The organism is Parabacteroides sp. B2-S-102 (assembly GCF_023656665.1).
Taxonomy (GTDB): Bacteria; Bacteroidota; Bacteroidia; order Bacteroidales; family Tannerellaceae; genus Parabacteroides; species Parabacteroides distasonis.
The window spans coordinates 415,252-437,391 of record NZ_JAMOKM010000002.1 but is presented as its reverse complement, the minus strand read 5'-3'; the positions used below and the strand labels follow the sequence as shown (position 1 = coordinate 437,391).

The following is a 22,140-nucleotide window of genomic DNA, read 5'->3' as shown; positions in this document are numbered from 1 at the left end:
TTTTTATATCAATCTTCTTTTTGCTTCTTATTCCCGGATACATTTGCGGCATAACTTTTAAAAAGAGATGCCATGAAGATTAAATTAATGATTGCCGCCGTGATCGCCTGTTTGGTGTTCACGGGATTTACGAAAGAGAACGTATCCGATACGGTCGATCACAACGCATGGAAGACATCCGGCGTCGTGGTCATACAAAATGATGTCCTTACGTTGGCCGGTTCCAACGCCCGTGCTTTGTTGAACGATGGCAAAGGCTATACGAACTTCGAGTTAGATATGGATGTACGTACCACGACCGGTGGCAAAGGTTATATTGGTATCCATACGGACGCTACGGATCGTAAAGGATACCGTATCGCCTTGAACAACGATCGGGAAGATCCGGTTTGGTGGCGGATGACGGGTAGCTTGGTGTCGGTCCGGAACCTGACGAAGAGTTTCGTGAAAGAGAACGAATGGTTCAAGATGAATATCCGGGTAGAAGGACGGCTTGTCCGGGTGCGGATTAATGGTGAGACTGTCGTAGAATATATAGAGCCTTCCAAACCTTTCCGTTTGAAGGAGAACGCTAAAGCATTGTTATCCCAAGGTACGATCTCGCTGGTGGGTACGGGACGTGGAAATCTTCAGTTTAAGAATATCTCTTTAGAGGCGTTCAGCGCGAAAGGAATAGACATTCCCGCTCAATGGGCGAATGCCGTGGATGAGCAGACGGACGAGATTATTCGTTTGCATCAAGAGGACTTCCCCGTGCTTGATTATCATGTTCATTTAAAAGGTGGATTGACGAAGGAAGTAGCCGCACGGCAGTCACGCCAGACGGGTGTTAATTATGGCTTGGCTATCAATTGTGGCATCGGCTTCTCGATCACGAACGATACGGAGTTGTATAATTATCTGGATACCATGCGTACCCAACCCTTTATCTTGGCTATGCAAGCGGAAGGACGTGAGTGGGTAACAACCTTTTCGGAGGCGGCCCGCAACAGCTTTGACTATGTGTTTACCGATGCCATGACGTTTCTGGATCATAAGGGGCGGCGTACGCACCTATGGGTAAACAAGGAAGTGATTATCGATGATGAGCAAGCATATATGGATATGATGTTGGACCGTATCTGTTCTGTCTTGGAAGAGCCGGTCGATATGTACGTGAATTCCTGTTTCCTTCCCGACGCGATGAGTGACCGATATGATCTATTTTGGACAGAAGAGCGTATCGCTCGCTTCGTGGATGCCTTGGCAAAAAGCGGAAAGGCTTTGGAGATAAACGAGCTTTATCATATTCCGAATAAAGCGATCATTCGGAAAGCGAAAGCCGCGGGTGTAAAGTTCACGTTCGGTTCCAACAATATCACGCCGGAGGTAGGAACGCTCGATTATTGTATCCGTATGAAAAAGGAATGCGGTTTGACAGCGCAAGATATGTATAAACCACACATTAATATATAAGATTAGTTTTAAGGTCTGAACAAACATTAGATTTAAGGTAGAGGTATTAGTGCTTTAGGCAAAGATTGTTAGGTTTCGAGGTAAGATACATATGGGGTTACAGCTATAATATAATAGATCGATTACTATAGGACAAAACATTTTATTTACTATATATAAAGATAATCATATATAGTTACATTCTACAAAGCACGGCGTGAACCGTACAGACCACAGCATGGATTGTATAGTTTACGTCGTGGTCTGTACGGTTTACGCCGTAGTTTGTAGAATGTAACTGTATCTTACGAAGAATGAACAGGCTCTTGAATAACTATTCTAGCTGAAGTGTAGCGTTTTATCTTATAGGAAAATAGCGGTGAATTCCTTTTCGAAATTCGGGGTGAATGCGCCTTTCCCCAGATTCTCTTTGATCTCTTCGATCGGCCAGAAACGTCCTCCGTCCAGTTCCTCGGGATCGGGGGTGATGGGGCCATCGTAAGTGGTCCGGAAGCTGTTTACCAATTCCTTCTCTATGGAAGACTCGAATATATAACGTTTGATGAAGACAGGCGTAAAATCAGTAATGCCCAATTCCTCACGAACCTCACGGCGCAGGGCCTCTTCCACGCTTTCTCCATAATCAATATGCCCACCTACGGCCGTGTCCCACTTTCCCGGTTGTATATCCTTGTTCATGGAACGTTTTTGGAGATATAGATCTCCATCCTTATTAAAGATATGTAAATGGATTACGGGATGTAGCAACTTACTTCCGCTATGACATTCCTTGCGAGTAGCCTTTCCGATCGTCTCACCCTCCTCGTTTACCAGAGGAAACCATTCTGTTCTCATATTTTAAATCGTTTATGTGGCGCGAAGATAAAGAATAAACAAGTTTGGTTCGCTGAAAATAATTACTACTTTTGCAAATAACTAATTAATAGGAGGATTAACTATGACAAAAGCGATGATGGCCTTGGAGGCCGAGAAAGCGGAACTGGCCCGTATAGTGCTGGATCTTGACGATATGGAGTTGGTAAAGAAAGCGAAAGCAGCCCTGAAGCGTATCACGACTCCCAAGGAAGATCCTTTCTTCACGAACCCGGCGAACCTTGAGCATTTCAGACGATCTGTGAAGCAAAGGGAGAATGGGGAAGTGGTAGAGTTGACAAAAGAGATGTGGGAAGAACTTTTATTGAAGTGATTATGTATGAAGTTATACCGACCAAGCAAGCCTTAGAAGATATAGAGTCTTTTAGAAGAGCCGGAGATAAGGCTAGTTTGAAGAAAATATACGCTTTGATTGAGGAACTGTATGAACATCCGTATACCGGAACCGGCAAGCCCGAACCATTAAAAGATAATTGGTCCGGCTACTGGTCGCGGAGGATCAATAAGAAGGATCGCTTGATCTATGCGGTGGAGGAAGAGCGGGTAATCGTTACGGTTGTCCAAGCGAAAGAGCATTACGGTGATAAGTGATCAAGGCTTTAGTTTATTGATAACCGCGCTTAATTCCTCATCCGTCAATAGATTTCCATACGTGGCGTAATCCAAGCGGAACGTACATCCATTCTTGTATTCAGAGCAGCCATAAGCGGTTTTGCCCCGGAGGATAGAGCCTTTGTGACAGATGGGGCAAACGGGCTTTTCCGTTGGTGGAAGCTCCAATTTAGGAGCAGCCTCCGTTTTCTCTTTCTTGGCACGGGGCTTACGAGGTTTCTTTTCCTTTTTCTCCTTAGGTTCGTCTTTGAGAGCTTCTTCTTTAGCTACTTTAGACGTATCCTCAATCGTGATCGTTCGCCGGGTTTGGTCGGAAAGAACGTTTATGACGACCTCGTTTACCATCTGCTTCAACTCATCAAGGAAAGTACGGGCCTCATAAGTTCCCCGCTCGATCTGGCGAAGCTTCTTCTCCCAAAGACCCGTCAACTCCGCGCTTTTCAGCAGTTCCTCATGGATCGTGCCGATCAATTCCGCGCCGGTAGCGGTGGGATAAAGATTCTTGCGCTCCTTCCGTATATAATTACGCTTAAATAAAGTCTCGATGATCGCCGCACGGGTAGAAGGACGGCCGATACCGTTTTCCTTTAAGGCATCCCGCAGCTCGTCATTATCCACTAATTTACCGGCGGTTTCCATCGCCCGCAATAAAGTAGCTTCCGTATAGGGTTTCGGAGGCTGGGTCCAAGTCTCTTTCAAGATCGGTTTATGCGGGCCGCTTTCTCCTTTCACGAAATCGGGCAATACGCCTTCTTCCTCGATAGGTTCAGCCTCCGGATCTTTCTGCTCGGCTCCGAATACGACACGCCAACCCGGTTTGAGGATTTGCTTTCCGGTCACCTTGAATTCCACCTTATCCACTTGGCCCAAGACCGTAGTGGTCGATATCTCGCAATCCGGATAAAAGGCGGCGATAAAACGACGGGCTACCAAATCGTACACCTTCCGTTCCGTATCCGTAAGATTGCGGGCGGGGACTCCGGTAGGGATAATCGCATGGTGATCGGTAACCTTCGAGTTATCGAACACCTTCTTGCTCTTCGGCAATTTCTGATTCATCAAAGGAGCGGTAAGCTCCGTATAATCCACCAGCCCTTTCAAGGTATTGGGAACTTTCGGATAAATATCATCACTAAGGAAAGTCGTGTCGACACGCGGGTAGGTTGTCACCTTCTTCTCGTAGAGCGATTGGATCAGCTTTAGGGTATCGTCCGCCGTAAACGCGAATTTCTTATTACATTCCACCTGCAACGAGGTCAAGTCGAATAGGCGAGGGGCGAATTCCTTCCCTTTCTTCTCGGTGATACTGGTAACGGTGAAATCCTGTTCCTTTACCTTCTCCAGAAAAGCCTCGCCTTCCTCTTTCTTCGTGAACTTACCTTTCGTGGCGGAGAAAGTCGTATTCCTGTAAATGGTCTTTAATTCCCAATAGGGTTCCGGCTTGAAATTGTCGATCTCGGCTTGCCGGTTTACGATCAAGGCGAGCGTCGGGGTTTGCACACGGCCGATCGATAATACCTGCCGGTTCTGCCCGTAGCGCAAGGTATAAAGGCGGGTGGCGTTCATCCCCAGCAACCAGTCACCGATGGCACGGGATAGCCCGGCCTCATATAACTTATTGAATTCCGTCTGTTCTTTGAGTTTTTGGAAACCTTCCCGGATCGCCTCCTCCGTAAGCGAGGAGATCCAAAGGCGGTAGACCGGGCATTTACAACCTGCCTTTTGCATGACCCAGCGTTGGATCAGCTCTCCCTCTTGGCCGGCATCACCGCAGTTAATGACCATCTCGGCATTTTGCATCAGGCTCTCGATTACCTTGAATTGTTGCTCATACGTAGGATTCTCGATTAGTTTGATACCGAACCGGGGAGGGATCATAGGTAGCGACCCCAGACTCCAGCGTTTCCAGTTCTCCGCGTATTCATGCGGTTCTTTCAGGGTACACAAATGCCCGAATGTCCAAGTTACCTGATATCCGTTTCCTTCGATATACCCATTCATTCGTTGGGTTGCCCCTAATACTTCCGCGATTTCCCGGGCCACACTCGGCTTTTCGGCGATACAAACTTTCATCAATACATCATCCTTTCTTAAATGAACAGACAAAAATACATGATTATTTCCGAATGAGCAAAGATGTTTGTTATCGCGAGTTTATAAAGCTGTATGATGGAGTTGCTGATTTTGGTTCAATTTGTTTTTACCTTTGGGAATTTTGCATACATTTGAACCTATGTAATCGAAGTGGGAGAATAAGTCGAATGGCAGACATTGATTCAGAGAAAGAAAGAAGGCTTGTGGCGGACTTGCTAGAAGGGGACGAGTCGGCCTTTTGTGAATTATATGCCCTGTATAAGGATCGCTTGATGTGGTTTTCCTTGAAATTCCTTAAATCCCGGGATATGGCGGAAGATGTTTTTCAGGATGCTTTCGCCTCTATTTGGCAAAATCGCCGTTTCTTGAACCCGAATGTACCTTTTGGCCCGTATGTGTATACGATCGTGAAAAATCGGATCTTAAACCTGTTGGCGGGACTGGATCGTGAGTTGGAGCTGAGGGATAAGATACGGTCCGCCTCATTGGATAGCACGAACGAGACGGAGGACTCGGTATTGGATACGGATTTAAACGCATTGTTGGATAAGGCGCTTGAAACGTTGACCCCACAACAAAAAAGGGTTTTTGATATGAGCCGTAAAGATATGAAATCCCATAAGGAGATAGCCGACAGTTTGGGTATCTCGGTATATACGGTACAACAACATATCTCTACGGCCTTGAAAGTGATCCGGGCGTTTCTGGCTAAATATGCGGAGACTTATATGAAGCTACTGCTCTAAACACACACCTCCCTTTATTCATATTCCCGATAGGCACCGAACCGGGCTAAGCGATCCTCGCCGAGTTGTTCCGGTACAGGTTGCGGGGAGAGGCCCAAGCCTTCGTTGATCTGTTCCCAAAGTCCCGTACGGGTGTAAGTTTGATGCACTTTCTGGAAACGGGTGGATAGTAATAAATCCTTGGCTTCTTGATATTGCTTCTTATCAATCAGTAGCTGTACCTTTCGCTCGACCACCCATTCATCAGAGGACGCGTTTATCTTATCCAGCCATTTTTCCCGTTCCGATAAAGCCTCTGTTCCAAACTTCTTTAATACTTTATCCCGCTCGATAACCAACTGGGGATGTAGGTTCAACCACGAGGTCTCGGGGATAGCGGCGTAAGTATCTCTCGCCTTTTCCCACGCCTGCCGACGAACATATAGCCTTGCCAATAAAGCTTTCGCCAGATCGATATCCGGAATGGATAGTTGTTCGATCGCCTCCTCTACACGTTCTCTTCCAGCCAACCAAGTCCCATAGTGGAATTGCCAATAATCCCGTTCCGGCCGGGGAGATATTTGGATCGCCCAACGAAAAGCATCGTCCAGATCTTCCATGCCGGATGGAGCCCACTGCCCGTCTTCCGGATAGGGGGCGGCGGGAAGCGTGGACTTATTCTTATAGGCATCGGCTAAGGCGATCCAGATGGAAGATTCATTCTTCCGGGCCCAGTCGAATAGCGGGATGCGATCAATCGGGCGAAGCCTTAATGCCGGAACCTTTAAGGAATAGATATCCAAAGGATGATCTGTCGGTATCCAATATTCTACGTGATTCTTTTTCTCGCCGGGACGCAATTCGAGCTTGATAGATTGGTCGCTGATCGGGCCACCTTGGATTTCTACGTAAGGCTGCCGGTCGGGGGTACTGAGCATGGACCATTCCTTGTCGCCGGCTACGCCATAACTCCATAGCTTGATACCGGGCGTACTGGATTCGTCGGCGATATGATAGAGCCCGCTGCCCAAGGAGGGAGTGTAGGCCCCGAAAGCATTCACGTCTTTCGTTTTCCAGAAGTAGCCGGTCATCTCTTTGATATCCCGTTCGTGATGGGTTCCTTCGGTTTTCCAGTCGATTGTGTCCAACGTGGAGGCATGGGATAATACGGTCCCGTTCGGGAAATCGTATTGGGTATCCGGTGCGCAAGGAAGGGCGGCGTTGGACCATGACATCCATGGATAGGCTTGCTTTCCCGGGTTGTAGTAAACAACCCTTTGTGTAAGGCACTCGTCCTTATCTCCTAAGGAATATTCTACGGACCATTGCATACCGTAATGAGGTTCCCGTTCTCCGCATGTTACATATGTGCGGTCTTCTGTGTGATCGATCTGGTAAAGCACCGGCTCATTTTGCGTGGGAGAGTGGGAGATCGGGAAACTGACCTCGATCCCCCCGGCCACGAAATAGAAGCGGGGTAATATCCGTGTGTATTTGATTACGTCCGGTCTGTACAAGACCTCCTTGCCGCTCTCCTTGTGAGTGAGGGATATTACTTTCCCGCAAAGATCGGGGCAGATGATAGCCTTGACTTTCTTGTTCTCTAGCGAGATCATCCGGTACCTTTTAGGCACCGGACGATTTGAGGTCTCGCTATAACTCATATAGGGGTATACGCCATTCGGATCCAAGGCGGTCGGTAGCGGGCCGGTGGGCGTCAATACGTGCGTCAGCTGTATCTGGTCGAACTTCTCGCAAACAACACCTGTTGTTTGCGAGAAGGCCGGCCCTGCGGCTACGCTTGCCATGAGTGATAGGATTAAACGATATGCTTTCATGTCTTTCCTGCTATATAAGCCCATTATTTCGCCAAAAGATCGGACAGTTGACGGATGATGAGGTTACCCTTACGTACATCCGCCGAGATCTTGTTCTCATCGAACTCTTTCTCTTTCGGGAAGATAGACAAATGTTGGTCTAGCTGCTTCAATAAGCCTTGAGCTTGAGCGTTACCCGATTGGGCGGTCAGTTCCCGTAAGATACGGACCTTCTCGAAATCCACGATACCTTCTCTCATTTTCTCGAAGCGGATGCAACTTTTGCCTCCCGGATATACCATGTAGCAATCGCCTGCTGCCCAAGAGCCATGACGTGCGTCGCGATCGGCATCTTCCGGCCAAGCGTCGTAAGCCCATCGCAAGAAGCCGTCGTACCCATACGCCATTACATACCAACTGATCCAACGTCCCTCGATAGGAGGTGAGAACACGAAGTTGTTCGGGATCGGCGGGTTACAGCATACGTATACGGTGGACGTGCGTCCGGTGGCGGCCCGTGCCTTTTGCTCGGCGATGGTAGGTTCCTCTCCGTAAAGGAAAGAATAATCGTCCAGCAGTCCGTCCAATTCCTTATGCCAATTGCCGGCGTAAGTGATCTTCCAGCATTTATCATGGTTGCGCACGACATGGATAGCCGCTAAGGTCTCTTCCATCGGATTCTCGTTGATTCCGATATAGGTGATGTCCAACCAGCTTTTAGCTTCCAGGTGGAACTTGAAATCCGTGAGGAAGATATTCCACATCTTCTTGAATTCCTCTGAGCTTGGCGCCCAGTTGATATAAGAATAATCGCCCGTAGCCTCGTCCTTATAGCGGTGACGGAATCCCCAAGGAATCGGGGTATAGAGGGTGATTGCCTCGTCGATGCCACATTCCATTGCTAATTCTACGTACTCGTCGAAGATCTTGTAGTCGAAGGCCCATGTGCCGTCTGCTTTCTTGATCCACTCGATCATACCCCCCTCGATCATATAGGAGTTATCGGACCAAGGAGAATGTACTCCATAAGTCGTGATGTAGGTACCACCCGCATCGGCATAATGCTTCAAATGCTGCTTGAGAAGCATTTTATGTTCTGGTGACCACGGTTCCACGTGATTGTACCATGCCACGGCCCACGGGTTCTGCCATAGGTCCAGACGGTATTTCCAGTCTTTCGGATAGGGGAGAAACTGGTTTTGCACCACGATCTCCAGATTCAATAGTTGAGGAGCCTTGCCTTTCGCCCGCACCTCCACCTGTCCTTTATACGTGCCGGGAACGGTTCCTCTCGGCACATCCACCATCATCCATACCGGACGGGTGGTTTGGGAAGGGAGATCGAAGCGGTCCAGCGTCTCGAAACGGTCTGGCATCAGGAAACCGGATTTGTAGGGAGATTCCCCGCAGATGGCTTTTTTCTCGGCATACGGATAATTGGACAATACGTAACGCACCAACTCGAAGGTAATCCGATCTTTCGGGATGATGTTTCCCTCGGCGCTCCTCAAGTCCTGCGTAGAGACACGTACTTGTTCCAACGCTTCTGACGACCATACCAATATCTGGGCATTCGCTCTTTCCCCCCTCCAAACGGTCGTAGAGTAGGAAGATGATAAATCGTTGTCATGGTTTACGGGTACTTCCTTCCGGAAATAAAGCCGGTCGGTCGATCCGAAGGCGGAATGGATACCCGCCTGATTGCTCCAAGCGGGTTCATTCACGCAAAAATCAAATGTTAACTCCGGGTCATAGTGATGACTCCGTACAGGGACAAACGTGGAATCCATCTGCCCCGGATACACTTGGCCTAGACTGATATGAGAATAAATAAAAAAACTAGCTACCGCTAAAAAGTATTTCTTCATGCTATAAAAATTTAAGATAATTCATATTTAAATGGGATTCCCCTCCCGGATAGGTAGGCCCTACCTTCTCGTATAGGTAGGGCCTACCCTCATATATATAGTCGCTTATTCTTGGAAAAACCCTTACCAGCCCGGATTCTGTTCCAAGGTTCCTTTCGACAATTGTACCTGTTGCAAAGGTATCGGTGACAGCCAATGCTTCGGTGTCTGGAACTTGCGGGCGGATGCGGGTTGGGCGATGATAAAGCCATCGCTATCCACCTGTATATCCTGCCCGATCACCAACTCCGGGAATTTCTGTTGATACTCCGTACCCACGAATTTCACGCCACGGATCGCAAGGGGAAGAACCGTTTCCGCCGTGCCCCAACGACGTAGGTCGTCCCGGCGATATCCTTCGAATGCCAGTTCCACGGTTCTCTCACGCCGGATCTCTTCCTGCATATTCAGTCCGTTCGTAGCTACAAACGCATTGGTCAAGCGAGGCATATTCGCCCGGTTTCGCAGGTCATTAATGGTCAGGTCTAATTGCTCGTCCGTGATCTGTCCGTTCTTCTCGTATAAAGCCTCGGCCAAGATTAATAGGACCTCTCCGTAACGGAATTCCTTGAAATCGTATTCCCCAATGAATTGTACGGCATCAAGCGTTTCATCCATAAACTTGCGGATCATGTATCCGGTCCGGGTAGAATTGTTACCGATGAATCCCGGCTCTACGGTTGCCCATCCGCCCCCTTCCGAGAATATCTCGCTACCGGGTACGACAAACGTTTGCGCCATCCGGGAATCCCGGTTCTCAAATTCGCTTGTCTGGGTTTGGAATCCTTTGAACAACTTGGATTTATCGATAGGTAAACCATCGGTACAAAGGTATACGTCCGCAAGGTTCTTTGTCGGTACCATGGCACCTAATAATAGTTCCCGGGTCCAGTTATGAGTCGCTCTCAATTTGTAATACCGTCTTGCCAACAAGACTTCCTTGCTGTCGTCGCCTTCTAGGATATGAAGATATTTGTAACTGAGTTCTCCTTTCTCGCGATATAGTTCATACTCCTTGGAATCGACAATGGCTTGGGCCGCTTGGATAGCTAGGTCGAGGTATTTGCCTGCGTCCGCCATCCCGTGGTATTTTTGCCAAGTTCCTTCGAACAAGGCCGCACGGGCCTTGAGAGCTAATGCCGCCCCTTGCGTGGTACGTCCTAATTCCTCAGCGGTCAGTCCGCTTTGCTTCGGAAGGAGAGGAATGGCCTTATCCAAGTCCTCGATAATAAAATCGATGATCTCCTGTTGGCTGGAACGAGGTGTGTAAAGTTCCTCCGAGGAGGTATTTAACGGGATGTCTATCTTGGGTACTCCTCCATAAGTTTTCACCAATTTCCAATAGTTGTAGGCACGGAAGAAATGCGCTTCTGCTTTCCAACGTCCGATCTCTTCGTCCGACAAACCGGATTCCTCCGCTTTCTTAAGCAAATAAGAGGTAGATTGGACAAATTTCCATGGGTTGTCCCAATCATCCGAGTTGACCGGGGCCAGATAGGAACCGTCGCTGACATCGTTCGTGCCGGAACCAAAGGCGATATCCGAGTTCATGTCTATATATTGGGAGACCTCTTGGAGCCCAAAATAGAAATCGTTGGCGGCCAATTCAAAGTCGGCCGGCTTTTGCCAGAATACAGCGTCCGACACTTGATCCATTGGCATTTTATCCAGCTCACAACTGAATAGTCCTAAGGTGGCGGATAACGTGATAATTATATTGAATCGTTTCATAATATTCGTTTTATTAAATAGAAAACCTTAGAAAGTCAAGTCGATACCAAATGAGTAGTAACGTTGGAACGGATAGTTGAAACCTCCGGTGTCAGACTCTGGGTCCCAACCGCCTTTTACCCCGTGTATCTCGAATAAGTCTTGTCCGCTTACATAAAAACGGGTCCGCTCGATACCGATCTTCTGCAATAAGCTTTTCGGCAGGGTATATCCGATCTGGATGTTCTTTAGGCGTACGTAAGCGGCGTTGATCTTTTGCATCGTAGACGCTTGGTAGTTCCAATGCCTGATATCGCCGTGGGTCAGACGAGGATAATATGCGTCTTGACGATCCTCATTCCAGGTTTGCCCGTAATAGAACTGAGGCGGATATCTCCACCAGTCGCTCCAAGGCATGGAGAACTCACCTTCACGGAACAAGGTGCGTTTAGCGACTCCTTGGAAGAATACGCTGATATCAAAGTTGTTCCACTTGGCACCCAAGTTTAATCCGAATGTATATCGGGGAGTGGTTGAGCCGACATACTTAGCGTCGCCGTCGTCCCCTTCCTTATCACCGTAAGTGGAGATTTTCCCATCGCCGTTCAGATCCTTGAATTTGGCATCGCCGATACCGATATTAGAGGGTACGCCTTCCAGCTTCTTGTAAGCGTCCAGATCCGCTTGGTCCTTGACTACGCCATCATATACATAGGCGAAATAGGAGTTGATGGGATATCCTTCTCTCGTCTTGTTCAAGCCTAGCTCATAAGTGTCCGAGCCTCCGTATTCCACGAGCTTGTTCTTAGCGTCGCTCAATTGGAATTGTGCGGAATATTCGACATTACCGATTTTGTCCGTCCAGTTTAAGGTAAGCTCGAAGCCATTCGTACGCAATTTGCCCGAGTTCGTATCCGGGGGAGTTGCCCCTAGCATACTGGGATAAGTTACGGGGATCAACATATTATTGTTCATCTTCACGAAGTAGTCGAAAGAGAATCCTAAGCGGGAGTCTAAGAAAGCGGCATCAATACCTGCGTTGATATTCTCCAAGATCTCCCATGTGCGATTTACGCCGGCTAAGACATCCAGCCCCATCGCTTGTGTTTGTGAACCGCTGCCGAAAGGATAGGTCAATTTAGTTCCCCAACCGTCGTCCCTGAATTTTAGCAACTGGATATAATCGTATAGACGAATACCTTCTTGATTACCTGTTTGTCCGTAAGAAGCTCTTAGTTTCAATTCGTTGAATACCTTAGAGCTCTTTAGGAATTCCTCTTGAGAGATACGCCAGCTAGCGGATACGCCGGGGAACATTCTCCAACGGTTACCCGGGGCGAAGCGGGAGGAACCATCGTAGCGGAAGTTTGTCTCCAAGATATACTTATTCTTGAAGCTGTATCCGATACGGGCGAAAGCCGAGCTTGTCGCCCAATGTTCAGCTTTGGCGTCGTTCTTCATATTTCCGGTGCCACCAAGGTTGAGTTCCCATAATTCGTCTGTGATGAAATTATCTCGGCGTGCCATGAACATACGGACCTCTTCTGCCTCATAAGCCATACCTAACATGGCATCTAAATGATGATCCAGTCCGAAGTTCTTATTATAATTCAAGTAAGCCGTATAATTTTGATAGATGGTTTCCTCGGTCGTACGATCTACAGCGGATTGTTCGGGACTACCTGCTCCCGTATAATAATTGATGTCACCGTCCCATGTATAGAGCGGGATGGCTTTCGCTATATCCTCGTTATTCTTGTTTTTGTAGTTTAAGCCCACTTGAGCGTTAAACACGAGTCCGTCCGTGATATCGGCGATCAATCTAAAGTTACCGTTCATCTCCCGGGTATTGAACGTGGCGGTCTCGCTTTCCTTGGCCAGCGCTATCGCGTTGCTCCAGCCTCCTTGCGTGAAGAACTCTCCGTTGGCGTTATAGATCGGGAAGTTCGGCATATCAAACATCGCCTCGCCGATCACCCAAGCGCCATTACTTCCTATGTCCGTACGTTTCTGGTTATCCAAAGATACCTTTGTCTCTAATTTTAGCCACTTTGCCAATCGATAATCATAATTCATACGCAGATTGTATTTGGTATTATTATCGTCTGCATATTTTACCACGCCAAATTGTTTGCTGTAGCCGGCGGATAGGTAATAGTTAGACTTCTCGCCTCCACCGGAGATTGTTAGGTTATGGCGATGTTGTACGCCATTGGTCAGCAACTCGTCCATCCAGTCCGTGTTCGTGAAAAAGAGCTTCCAGCCGGGTTGGGTGGGATGGTCGATAGGGTTCGGATCGTTCGCTAAGATGCGATCCAGAAGCTCTTGGGTATAGAGTGGGGCGGCACCGTTGTGTATGTTCGCCTCGTTATCCATAATCGCCATCTCATAATTTGTCGGGGCTTTCATGATTCCGGTCATTTTCGTGATCGCCAAGTTCCCGTTGTAAGTAAGTTTCGGTGCTCCGCTCTTTCCTTTCTTAGTCGTGATTAATACAACACCTCCGGCGGCACGGGAACCATATATGGAGGCTGAGGCATCTTTCAATACCGATATAGCCTCGATATCCTGCGGGTTGATCATATTCATATCCCCGGGGATTCCGTCGACCAAGACTAGCGGGGTATTCCCTCCGTTCGTGGAGGAGGCGCCACGCACGTTCAAGTCGAATTCCTCGTTACCCGGTTGTCCGGATGTTCGCTGAACGACCATACCGGGAATTTCTCCTTGCAAGGCGGACAGGACATTTGTAACCGGCTTAGAGTCGATTACCTCGGAGGATATTTTCGAGATCGCTCCGGAAAGATTGCTTCGTTTCTGTGTTCCGTAACCGATCACGACTACCTCATCAAGCTTCTGGGTGTCTTCCTTTAGCTGGATATTGAGGGTTTTGTTGTTGCCTACGGCCACTTCTTCCGATAAATAGCCGATGTAGGATATGAGTAGGATCGATTTACCGTTCGCCTCGATGCTGTACTGACCGTTCAGGTCGGTAACTGTACCATTTGACGTACCTTTTACCACGACATTCGCTCCGATGATCGGTTCGCCCCGTTCATCTGTAATGATACCGGTCACTTTTCGGTCTTGCGTCACCGGAACGGAGGCGTTGCCCGCGTTTCCGAGACTGACGGCTATCGTGTTATTCTCCCGCTTAAAATAAAGATTGGCTTGCCGGGTGATCTCGTTCAATACGCTGTTGACGGGAGCGTTTTTGAACTTTAGGTTAACCTGTACGTTCCGGTTCGCGATGGCTTCTCCATAGAAAAATTTTAATCCTGTCTGCTTCGACAAATCATCAAAGACTTTCTGTATGGGTTGGTTTTTGACTTGAATTGTTATTCTTTCTTTCTGATTTTCTTGCGCTTGCAGAGGTTCAGGGGAGCCTAACGCTAAAAAAACTAAAATAATAGAACAACACATCCAATTATTCCTAGTAATAGTTGGAAAGTTCATAATTTTGTATGTTTAAAGGTTGTTTTTATACACTTTTAAAAACAGTCCGATTTATGTAATCTCCAAGGGGGTCCAATCCAAGGGTGTACATATCGGGAAAGATAAAGGGAGATCGAAGGTCAGAGGTCGGTTTCCCTTTTTTATGTGGCTAAGCTTATGTCGTATCTTTCATGGGCAAATCGATTTTAAGGTTAATGACTCGTTTTATATAACACGATCCGACTTTCTTCTTTCCGGTATCGGATGCCGGTTGAATATTGAATTGCGTTCAGTACGGCTTCCAGACTTTTATTGTCGTGCTCGCCATAGATGTAATCGTCGAATACGACATTCGGATCGAGTACGATCTCTTGATTATACATTCGCTCCAAATCGTGTATAACGCTACTGATAGGTGTCCGGTTGAAATAAAGGCCGCCTTGCAGCCAAGCCGTTACTTTTTGGGCGTCCTCGTTCTTTTTAAGAATCTCTCCATTTGTGTTATTCACGATTATCTGCTCGTTCGGTAATAGGCGCATTACGCTTTCGGGCATATCCACCTCAACTTTTCCGGTCCGAACGCTGACGGCCATCAACTCATCCTCTTGATAGGCTTTTACGTTGAAAGAGGTTCCGAGTACTTTTACGTCGGCTTGCCGGGTACGGACGATGAAGGGCTTGCCCTCGTCTCTCATGACATTGAAAAAAGCTTCTCCTTCCATTTCTACCAAACGGATGTCAGAGGTAAATTCCGTTGGGTATCGCATGACGGTACCGGCGTTTAGATGAACGACCGTGCCATCGGGAAGGGTGACTTGCTTATGTTCGCCATGATTGACGCTTATTTCCGTTAGGAGATGGTCGCTGGCAGATGTATGCTGCTTTGCTGAATGATTTAGGTATAGTTTCGCTCCGAATCCGATGGAAACGATAATCGCTATGCTCGCCGCGTACTTGATGAAAGTGGATAGGGAGATTCTTCTTTCTCTTTTACGTGTCTTATCCAACAGGTCTTGCGCCTCCTTCTTATAAAGCAGATGATTATGGGAATCGGATTGAGGTAAGTCTTGCGCCTCGTTCCAGACCCGGTCCATTTCGCTTTCTAATTCTGCTCGCTTCGTTATGGATGCGGCTAGCTTCCGCAAGGTCTCTATATCGTTCCGTGTATAGAGTCCATTTACGTATCGGATTAATAAATCGCTTATATGTTTGTTTTCTTCTTCCATTATTTCTCGTGCTATATTAATAGTACAAAGAAGTCCGGGAGAACTGGGATGTCATTAACTTTTATTAGTATATGATTTTATTATCTTCGCGAAACGATATGTGATGCTAAATGAAAGAGAGACAAATTATAAAGTCGTTGAAAGAAGGAGATAGGGAGGCTTTTTCGATGTTGTATAAACAATATTGGGAAAAGGTTTATCATTTCTGCGGGCTTTATTTGAATAATCGGGATGTAGCCGAGGATGTGGTACAAGAGGTGTTTATCAAGGTCTGGGAGTCGAGGGAATTCATCCGGGAGGATGATAACTTCAAGGGTCTTCTGTTTATCATCACCCGTAACTTGATCTTTAATCATCACCGGAAGAACGTGAACGAGGACTTTTATAAAATGACGGTCTTGTCCGTTATGGAGACCTCCTACGACCTAGAGGAAGAGATCACCGCCTATAACCTGGGGGAGTATATCGATCATTTGATAGAGGAATTGCCGGAAAGACGCCGGGTTATCTTTAATCTAAGCCGGAAGGAGCATAAAAGCTATAAAGAGATAGCCTTCCAACTCAATATTTCCGAGAAGACCGTTGAGAACCAAATCAGCGAAGCCTTGAAGTTCTTGAAGAAAAATATCATGTTACTTATCTGGTTTATCTAGCGCTTTCCTAGGTCACGTATTTGTAGAGTCCGGAAGTGCCACTGCGTCTTAAGTTTTAGTTTTGCTCGTCTTCTTTTTCAGGCAGCACATAAATCCGGTGTGTTCGATATCCTACGCTGGCTATTACGTTATCCTTGATAAATTGCTTGATATCCTCGCTCGCACGGTAGCGGGTACAATTGTTCAAGCCGGCGTAATCGGTGAGATTTATATATGAGTTTCTTTCTAGATAAGATAACATCTTAGTCTTCCTTCCCTCGATTCCCGTTTTGGGCAGATTTTCCCGTTTAACCAAGATGGGGGCGTTCTTTTTTACCATCTCCTTCAGTCGGGGAGAGCAGCGGAAGTTAACGCCGTGTATGCTAGCGCTTGATTTAGTATTTCCTTTCTGGTCCGTTACTTCTTTGCTTTTTACCGATGGCGAGAAATGTCCCAATCCTTCCAGTTCCACGCTGTACCCATAGGATAATTCCCTGCCGATATAGGAAGTAAGCGCCTCCAATACACCTTTTATGTCGGCGGAGGTGACGGATGAGCATTCGGAAATATACTCACATATATCGTTCATGCGTTTGGTATCTCTGGTGATGACTCGTGCGCAGGATGTTGGCCTGCGTTGTTCATTGCCCGGTGTATTATAAATACTGACTTGGATGCCCCTTCTTGGTTTTCCCATGATTTTCTCGTTATTTAAATGGATAATGTATAGGATGCCTCGGAGATTTAACGTTTATCTCTTTGGCGTTTCTATTTGATGAAATCGGTTGCCGACGCCCTCGGCAATGCTGCTGACGCTGTCGGAAATATTGCTGACGGCGTCGGAAATACTGCCGACACCGTCGGCAACCAATTTCATTGAATACAAAGGACGGAAATATAAGGATGGAAAGCAAGGAAGATACTGATAAAATACAATTTCGTAAAGATAATTTTAAAGAGTACCTATAAGTAATGGACATTTAATTGTACTTGAGGCTTTAGGCATGATTATTTTTCAATCGTATTTGGGTATCTTATCTGAATTTGATTAACCTAAGCGAATTTTTTTATCTTCCAATAGGGGGGAGGGAGTCGTGGCGTGTATTTATAAATAGAACAAGAATAATAAACATGAGCGAAGATACGAGAACGATATTGAAGAAGTTGATGCGAGATGCTCTGGATGAGAAAGATCGGCAACGTTTGCTGTGTGACCCCAAAGTGGAAGAGCGTATGCGTTCCCAATGGGACGAGGCTGCGGATCGCGTGAATCCCGTGGTGGGGAATCGCATGTGGGAACGAATCATAGCCCGGACAATGGCGACAAACGGTGTCCGTAAACTCTGGGTCTATAAGATTACGGCGATAGCCGCCTCCATATTGCTACTTTTAGGTGTAGGAAGCGTAGTTTATTGGTCTCATACGAAAGAAGATCAATATATATATGTAATGGCCTCCGGTGTCCGTTGCATAGAGTCGGTTTCCTTATCGGACGGCACGACCGTGAGAATGGGGCCGAATAGCCAATTGATCTACCCAAAGAGTTTCGATGGCAAGACCCGTGATGTGGAATTAAAAGGGCAAGCCTTCTTCGACGTGGCGAAAGATCGGGAAAGACCATTTACCGTGCATACCAAGAACATGGATGTAACGGCCTTGGGCACGGCCTTCGAGGTTTTCAATTATGATTCCGAGAGCAAGTTGGAGACGATCCTGTTAAACGGTAAGGTGAAGATTGGCTTGGGAGGTCCCAATGTGAAGAACAGGCGTGAGGTGATATTGAACCCGAACGAGATGTTGGTTTTCGACAAACAAGCGAATACCGTTAGAGTTAAGACGGTTAATGCCGAGGAGTATTCGGGTTGGCGTAACGGTGTCCTCAGTTTTGAGAACGAACGCTTGAGCATGATCCTTACCCGTCTGGAGCCTTGGTTCGGGCGGAAGATAAAGTGCCCGAAGGAGATAGCGGAGAAATATCGGTTTACGTTTAAGGTACGGGATGAGTCCTTGGAGCGAATCCTGTTTATGCTGAGCAATACGTCGCCCATTAAATACAGAGAGAAAGACAATGAATATGAACTATATATAAAGGGAGATAAATGAGTGTCTAACGTTAAATTCTAAGAGATATGCTTGTTAACAGTTCTTGAGTCTAATAAAAAAACAGGAGGAAAAACTAGGTTTCTCCTCCTGATCAAATGTTCTTGACGGCAGGCGTTAGGAGTTGAGAGGCCGACACACCTGCTAATTTATTCATCAGAAACATTACAAAGTTATGAAAAAAATCAGAAAAGTAAACCGAGTCATGAAGATAAGTGCGTTGTTATCCTTGGCTTTCGCATGCACTGTATCCGCTTCTACCTATGGACAGAATTATAAGCTTTCCATGAATAAACAGGATTGCAGTATATCGGAAGTGCTAAAAGAAATAGAGAAAAATAGTGAGTACACGTTCTTCTTGAATGATAATCAAGTAAATGTAAATAGGAAAACGAGTGTAAAAGCAAATAATGCTTCGTTAGAGGAGGTCTTAGAGCAAGCCTTGAAAAATACGGGATACCAATATGAGATTGTAGACCGGCAGATTATAATTAAGTCAAAGAGTGTTTCAAGTGTCTCACATCCGAATGCCTTATTCCAGTCTTCGCCACGAAAGATTACCGGGCAAGTAAAAGATGCGTTGGGAGAACCCATTATCGGGGCGAATGTTGTCGTTAAAGGCACTACGAACGGAACGATTACGGATATCGATGGAAACTTCAGTCTGGAAGTACCGGACAATGCGATTTTGGTAGTTTCTTATATTGGTTATACGGATCGTACGGTCGAGGTCGGTAATTCTTCGAAAGTAATGGTTAGCCTGTCCGAGGATACCCAGAAGTTGGATGAGGTTGTGGTCGTAGGTTACGGAACGCAGAAGAAAGTGAATTTAACGGGAGCGATCTCCTCTTTGGATGCGGAGACGTTGGAGAATCGTCCGATCACCAACTCGACCCAAGCGTTGCAAGGTACGCAAGGTGTTTACGTAAATCAAGCGGGTGCTCAGCCGGGAGCGGACGGGGCGACGATTCGTATTCGTGGTCAGGGAACCTTGAACGATAATAACCCGTTGATTTTGGTGGATGGTATCGAGTTCCCGTTGGAAGCGGTAAATCCGAATGATATTGAGAGTATTTCCGTATTGAAAGATGCGGCTTCTTCCGCTATCTACGGTTCTCGTGCGGCGAATGGCGTTGTCTTGGTAAAGACAAAGGGGGGAAAGAAAGGTAAGTTTACCGTCGATTATAATAACTATTTCGGCGTGCAGCAGGCTACCTATCTGCCTAACTTCATATATGATCCGGTCGTGTTTATGGAAATGAGAAACCAAGCGCAACGGAACGAAGGTAAACTAACGGTGGATTATTCTGATGCGTTAATCGAGGAGTACAAACAAGGTATGTTAACAGACCCGATTATGTATCCGCAGAATAATTGGTTGGATATTATGTATAATAATGCCTTTATTATGGAGCATAACATACGTTTCTCCGGAGGTGATGATAAATATACGTATTCCGTATCTTTAGGCTATGGTGATCAAAATGGAGTATTGCGTGGAACGGATTCCAATAAATATACCTTAGCTGTGAATACGACTGCTCAGGTAAATAGCCGTTTGAAGATCGGCGCTAATATCAATGCGCATTATCAGATCTATAATGAGCCGGTAGCGGGTGTGGCAAACTTAGTGGAGATGACTTATAAAGCGCAGGCTTTCCACCCGACTTATACGGCCGATGGTCGCTATGCGGATACCTTTATCCGTACTCCTGGGCATAATATCTATCGCCATCCGTTGGCGTTGGCCGATGAGGGCGAGAACAAGCATAAGTCCTTGCGTATGTTGGCGAATTTGTCTGCGGAATATAAGCTTCCGTTTGATATCGTTTATAACCTGAATGTCGGTTTAAACAAATATGATTATCTGCAATCTCGTTTTGCGCCTGATGTATACGAATATCAGTTGAAGACCAATGAGGAGAAACGAGTGGTTTATGACGGTCAGAATACACGCCATGCCTATAAAGGTGATAAGAATGACTTGGCAGTTACAGTATTCAATACTTTATCTTGGGGCAAGAAGTTCAATGATGCCCATGACGTAAAAGTATTGGCTGGCTATAGTTTTGAGAGCGATGATAAGACTGAGTTTTCCGCTAAGGTAGAAGGTTTCTTAGGGAACGAGTTGCACGAATTAAACGCAGGTTCTAGTAATCCGAGTGTAGCGGGCACTTCCTCGAGATCAGTCTTGATGTCTTATTTTGGTAGGGTGAATTATGGTTATAAAGACCGTTATTTATTTGAGGGTAACTTTCGTTATGATGGTTCGTCCCGTTTTGCCAAAGGAAATCGTTGGGGTATTTTCCCTTCATTCTCTGCCGGATGGCGTTTGAGCGAGGAAGAATTTATGAAAGATATTCCTTGGATCTACAATCTGAAATTGAGAGCTTCTTGGGGACAATTGGGTAACGAGCGTATCGATTTGTTCCGCTACGTGGACCTAATGAACTTGAAGGTGATAAAAAATGATGGTTCAATCACGGATTATAACTACCCGTTGAATGGAGCGATGCAATCCGGAGCGGCTATTACCGCTTATAACGATCCGAACATTACATGGGAGACAACGACCATGACGAATGTCGGTATTGACGCTAGCTTATTAAACGGAAACTTGGATTTCTCTTTCGAGTTCTTTGATAAACGTACTTCCGACATCTTGCGTAAGGTTACTTTGCCGGATCAAGTAGGTGGTCTGGATGGGCCGATCCGTAATATCGGCGAGGTGAGCAATAAAGGTTTCGAGTTGAATATGGGGTATCGGAACAATATCGGGAACTTCCGTTACGAGGTAAATGGAAATATGACCTTTATCAAAAATAAGATCGTTAGCTTGAAGGGGCAAACAATCATTGATGGAATGTTTATCTTGGAAGAAGGAAAGCCTATCGATTCTTATTATATGCTTCATGCTATCGGTATTTTCCAATCTGAGGAGGAAATCAAGAATAGTCCGTATCAAACCGCGGCTACTAAACCGGGATATCTGAAGTTTGAGGATACGAATGGAGATGGGAAAATTACCGAAGATGACCGCCAGATACGTGGTGGTGTGATTCCAAAGATAACTTATGGATTCAATATCAACTTAGGATATAAGGATTGGGATCTGGGCGCTTTCTTCCAAGGTGTAACTGATGTCTATACATATGGAGACCGCATTGGTGCTACTCCTTTATGGTTTGGTTGTGGTTTGCCGGAACAATGGTTGACGGATGCTTGGACTCCCGAGCGGGGAACCAGCGCTACATTGCCTATCTTGACTACATATGAAGGATGCTTGAACGAGAATTTCCGTACAAATGATTTCTGGTTGAGAAACGCCTCTTATTTACGTTTGAAGAACTTGCAACTTTCTTATAACGTACCGGTCTCTTTCTTGAAAAGCGGTGTTGTTAAGAGATTGAAGGTCTTTGTCAATGCGCAAAACTTATTCACGTTCTCTCCGATGAAGGATTTTGATCCGGAGAAGAACTTGAAGGGAAGCAACTGGTATGCCTATCCGTCTGTACGGACTTATACGGCAGGTGTTAATGTCACATTTTAAATAA

Annotated in this window: 15 protein-coding genes; 7 read left to right on the top strand and 8 right to left on the bottom strand. The window is 46.4% G+C overall.

All coding sequences use genetic code 11. The features are described 5' to 3' along the window. Positions 1 to 72: 72 nt before the first annotated feature. Positions 73 to 1,455 (top strand): DUF1080 domain-containing protein, encoded by a 1,383-nt coding sequence (locus NBH07_RS04630; RefSeq protein ID WP_156682405.1) that lies wholly within the window; start codon positions 73 to 75, stop codon positions 1,453 to 1,455. A 342-nt stretch (positions 1,456 to 1,797) separates the two neighbouring features. Here NBH07_RS04630 and NBH07_RS04625 read toward each other — a convergent pair whose 3' ends face one another. Further along, on the bottom strand, positions 1,798 to 2,289 hold the full coding sequence (locus tag NBH07_RS04625) for an NUDIX hydrolase (RefSeq protein WP_005866300.1): 492 nt from the start codon (positions 2,287 to 2,289) through the stop codon (positions 1,798 to 1,800). A 103-nt stretch (positions 2,290 to 2,392) separates the two neighbouring features. On the opposite strand from NBH07_RS04625, the gene NBH07_RS04620 reads away from it, so the two are divergent. Together NBH07_RS04620 and NBH07_RS04615 are read left to right on the top strand one after the other, a co-directional pair. Next, positions 2,393 to 2,641 (top strand): hypothetical protein, encoded by a 249-nt coding sequence (locus NBH07_RS04620; protein ID WP_156682404.1) that lies wholly within the window; start codon positions 2,393 to 2,395, stop codon positions 2,639 to 2,641. A 2-nt stretch (positions 2,642 to 2,643) separates the two neighbouring features. Continuing rightward, a complete protein-coding gene (locus tag NBH07_RS04615; protein WP_156682403.1) occupies positions 2,644 to 2,919 on the top strand; it encodes a Txe/YoeB family addiction module toxin in 276 nt (91 codons plus the stop codon). Here the strand turns inward: NBH07_RS04615 and NBH07_RS04610 are convergent, their stop codons facing one another. Further along, positions 2,920 to 5,013, bottom strand: coding sequence for a DNA topoisomerase 3 (locus NBH07_RS04610; protein ID WP_156682402.1), 2,094 nt, complete (start codon positions 5,011 to 5,013; stop codon positions 2,920 to 2,922). Between the two features lie 188 nt (positions 5,014 to 5,201). On the opposite strand from NBH07_RS04610, the gene NBH07_RS04605 reads away from it, so the two are divergent. Next, positions 5,202 to 5,780 carry an RNA polymerase sigma-70 factor gene (locus NBH07_RS04605; RefSeq protein WP_005858137.1) on the top strand — a complete coding sequence of 193 codons (579 nt, stop codon included), beginning with the start codon at positions 5,202 to 5,204 and terminating at the stop codon, positions 5,778 to 5,780. A gap of 14 nt (positions 5,781 to 5,794) precedes the next feature. On the opposite strand, the gene NBH07_RS04600 is transcribed toward NBH07_RS04605, so the two are convergent. The 5 genes from NBH07_RS04600 to NBH07_RS04580 form a co-directional block, all read right to left on the bottom strand. After that, on the bottom strand, positions 5,795 to 7,597 hold the full coding sequence (locus tag NBH07_RS04600) for a DUF5107 domain-containing protein (protein ID WP_156682401.1): 1,803 nt from the start codon (positions 7,595 to 7,597) through the stop codon (positions 5,795 to 5,797). Between the two features lie 23 nt (positions 7,598 to 7,620). Beyond that, complete coding sequence (locus NBH07_RS04595; RefSeq protein ID WP_156682400.1) at positions 7,621 to 9,444, bottom strand: DUF4091 domain-containing protein; 1,824 nt, start codon at positions 9,442 to 9,444, stop codon at positions 7,621 to 7,623. A 123-nt stretch (positions 9,445 to 9,567) separates the two neighbouring features. Beyond that, positions 9,568 to 11,214 (bottom strand): RagB/SusD family nutrient uptake outer membrane protein, encoded by a 1,647-nt coding sequence (locus NBH07_RS04590; protein WP_009017136.1) that lies wholly within the window; start codon positions 11,212 to 11,214, stop codon positions 9,568 to 9,570. Between the two features lie 27 nt (positions 11,215 to 11,241). Continuing rightward, the gene (locus NBH07_RS04585) at positions 11,242 to 14,649 is read right to left on the bottom strand and encodes a TonB-dependent receptor (protein ID WP_005858129.1); all 3,408 of its coding nucleotides are present in this window, start codon (positions 14,647 to 14,649) and stop codon (positions 11,242 to 11,244) included. 191 nt (positions 14,650 to 14,840) lie between these two features. Further along, a complete protein-coding gene (locus NBH07_RS04580) occupies positions 14,841 to 15,854 on the bottom strand; it encodes a FecR family protein (RefSeq protein ID WP_009017137.1) in 1,014 nt (337 codons plus the stop codon). A gap of 110 nt (positions 15,855 to 15,964) precedes the next feature. On the opposite strand from NBH07_RS04580, the gene NBH07_RS04575 reads away from it, so the two are divergent. Then, complete coding sequence (locus tag NBH07_RS04575) at positions 15,965 to 16,507, top strand: RNA polymerase sigma-70 factor (protein ID WP_009017138.1); 543 nt, start codon at positions 15,965 to 15,967, stop codon at positions 16,505 to 16,507. A gap of 55 nt (positions 16,508 to 16,562) precedes the next feature. On the opposite strand, the gene NBH07_RS04570 is transcribed toward NBH07_RS04575, so the two are convergent. Next, complete coding sequence (locus NBH07_RS04570) at positions 16,563 to 17,183, bottom strand: HU family DNA-binding protein (RefSeq protein ID WP_009017139.1); 621 nt, start codon at positions 17,181 to 17,183, stop codon at positions 16,563 to 16,565. Between the two features lie 434 nt (positions 17,184 to 17,617). On the opposite strand from NBH07_RS04570, the gene NBH07_RS04565 reads away from it, so the two are divergent. Together NBH07_RS04565 and NBH07_RS04560 are read left to right on the top strand one after the other, a co-directional pair. Continuing rightward, positions 17,618 to 18,589, top strand: a complete 972-nt coding sequence (locus NBH07_RS04565) for a FecR family protein (protein WP_005858119.1) — start codon at positions 17,618 to 17,620, stop codon at positions 18,587 to 18,589. Between the two features lie 172 nt (positions 18,590 to 18,761). Beyond that, on the top strand, positions 18,762 to 22,136 hold the full coding sequence (locus NBH07_RS04560; protein ID WP_009017141.1) for a TonB-dependent receptor: 3,375 nt from the start codon (positions 18,762 to 18,764) through the stop codon (positions 22,134 to 22,136). Positions 22,137 to 22,140: the final 4 nt, after the last annotated feature.

Bases quoted from the DNA above. Each gene is read 5' to 3' on its own strand.
- NBH07_RS04600 (WP_156682401.1), bottom strand. From the start codon at position 7,597: ATGAAAGCATATCGTTTAATCCTATCACTCATGGCAAGCGTAGCCGCA.
- NBH07_RS04565 (WP_005858119.1), top strand. From the start codon at position 17,618: ATGAGCGAAGATACGAGAACGATATTGAAGAAGTTGATGCGAGATGCT.
- NBH07_RS04595 (WP_156682400.1), bottom strand. From the start codon at position 9,444: ATGAAGAAATACTTTTTAGCGGTAGCTAGTTTTTTTATTTATTCTCAT.
- NBH07_RS04620 (WP_156682404.1), top strand. From the start codon at position 2,393: ATGACAAAAGCGATGATGGCCTTGGAGGCCGAGAAAGCGGAACTGGCC.
- NBH07_RS04570 (WP_009017139.1), bottom strand. From the start codon at position 17,183: ATGGGAAAACCAAGAAGGGGCATCCAAGTCAGTATTTATAATACACCG.
- NBH07_RS04605 (WP_005858137.1), top strand. From the start codon at position 5,202: ATGGCAGACATTGATTCAGAGAAAGAAAGAAGGCTTGTGGCGGACTTG.
- NBH07_RS04585 (WP_005858129.1), bottom strand. From the start codon at position 14,649: ATGAACTTTCCAACTATTACTAGGAATAATTGGATGTGTTGTTCTATT.
- NBH07_RS04625 (WP_005866300.1), bottom strand. From the start codon at position 2,289: ATGAGAACAGAATGGTTTCCTCTGGTAAACGAGGAGGGTGAGACGATC.
- NBH07_RS04630 (WP_156682405.1), top strand. From the start codon at position 73: ATGAAGATTAAATTAATGATTGCCGCCGTGATCGCCTGTTTGGTGTTC.
- NBH07_RS04615 (WP_156682403.1), top strand. From the start codon at position 2,644: ATGTATGAAGTTATACCGACCAAGCAAGCCTTAGAAGATATAGAGTCT.
- NBH07_RS04575 (WP_009017138.1), top strand. From the start codon at position 15,965: ATGAAAGAGAGACAAATTATAAAGTCGTTGAAAGAAGGAGATAGGGAG.
- NBH07_RS04580 (WP_009017137.1), bottom strand. From the start codon at position 15,854: ATGGAAGAAGAAAACAAACATATAAGCGATTTATTAATCCGATACGTA.
- NBH07_RS04560 (WP_009017141.1), top strand. From the start codon at position 18,762: ATGAAAAAAATCAGAAAAGTAAACCGAGTCATGAAGATAAGTGCGTTG.
- NBH07_RS04610 (WP_156682402.1), bottom strand. From the start codon at position 5,013: ATGAAAGTTTGTATCGCCGAAAAGCCGAGTGTGGCCCGGGAAATCGCG.
- NBH07_RS04590 (WP_009017136.1), bottom strand. From the start codon at position 11,214: ATGAAACGATTCAATATAATTATCACGTTATCCGCCACCTTAGGACTA.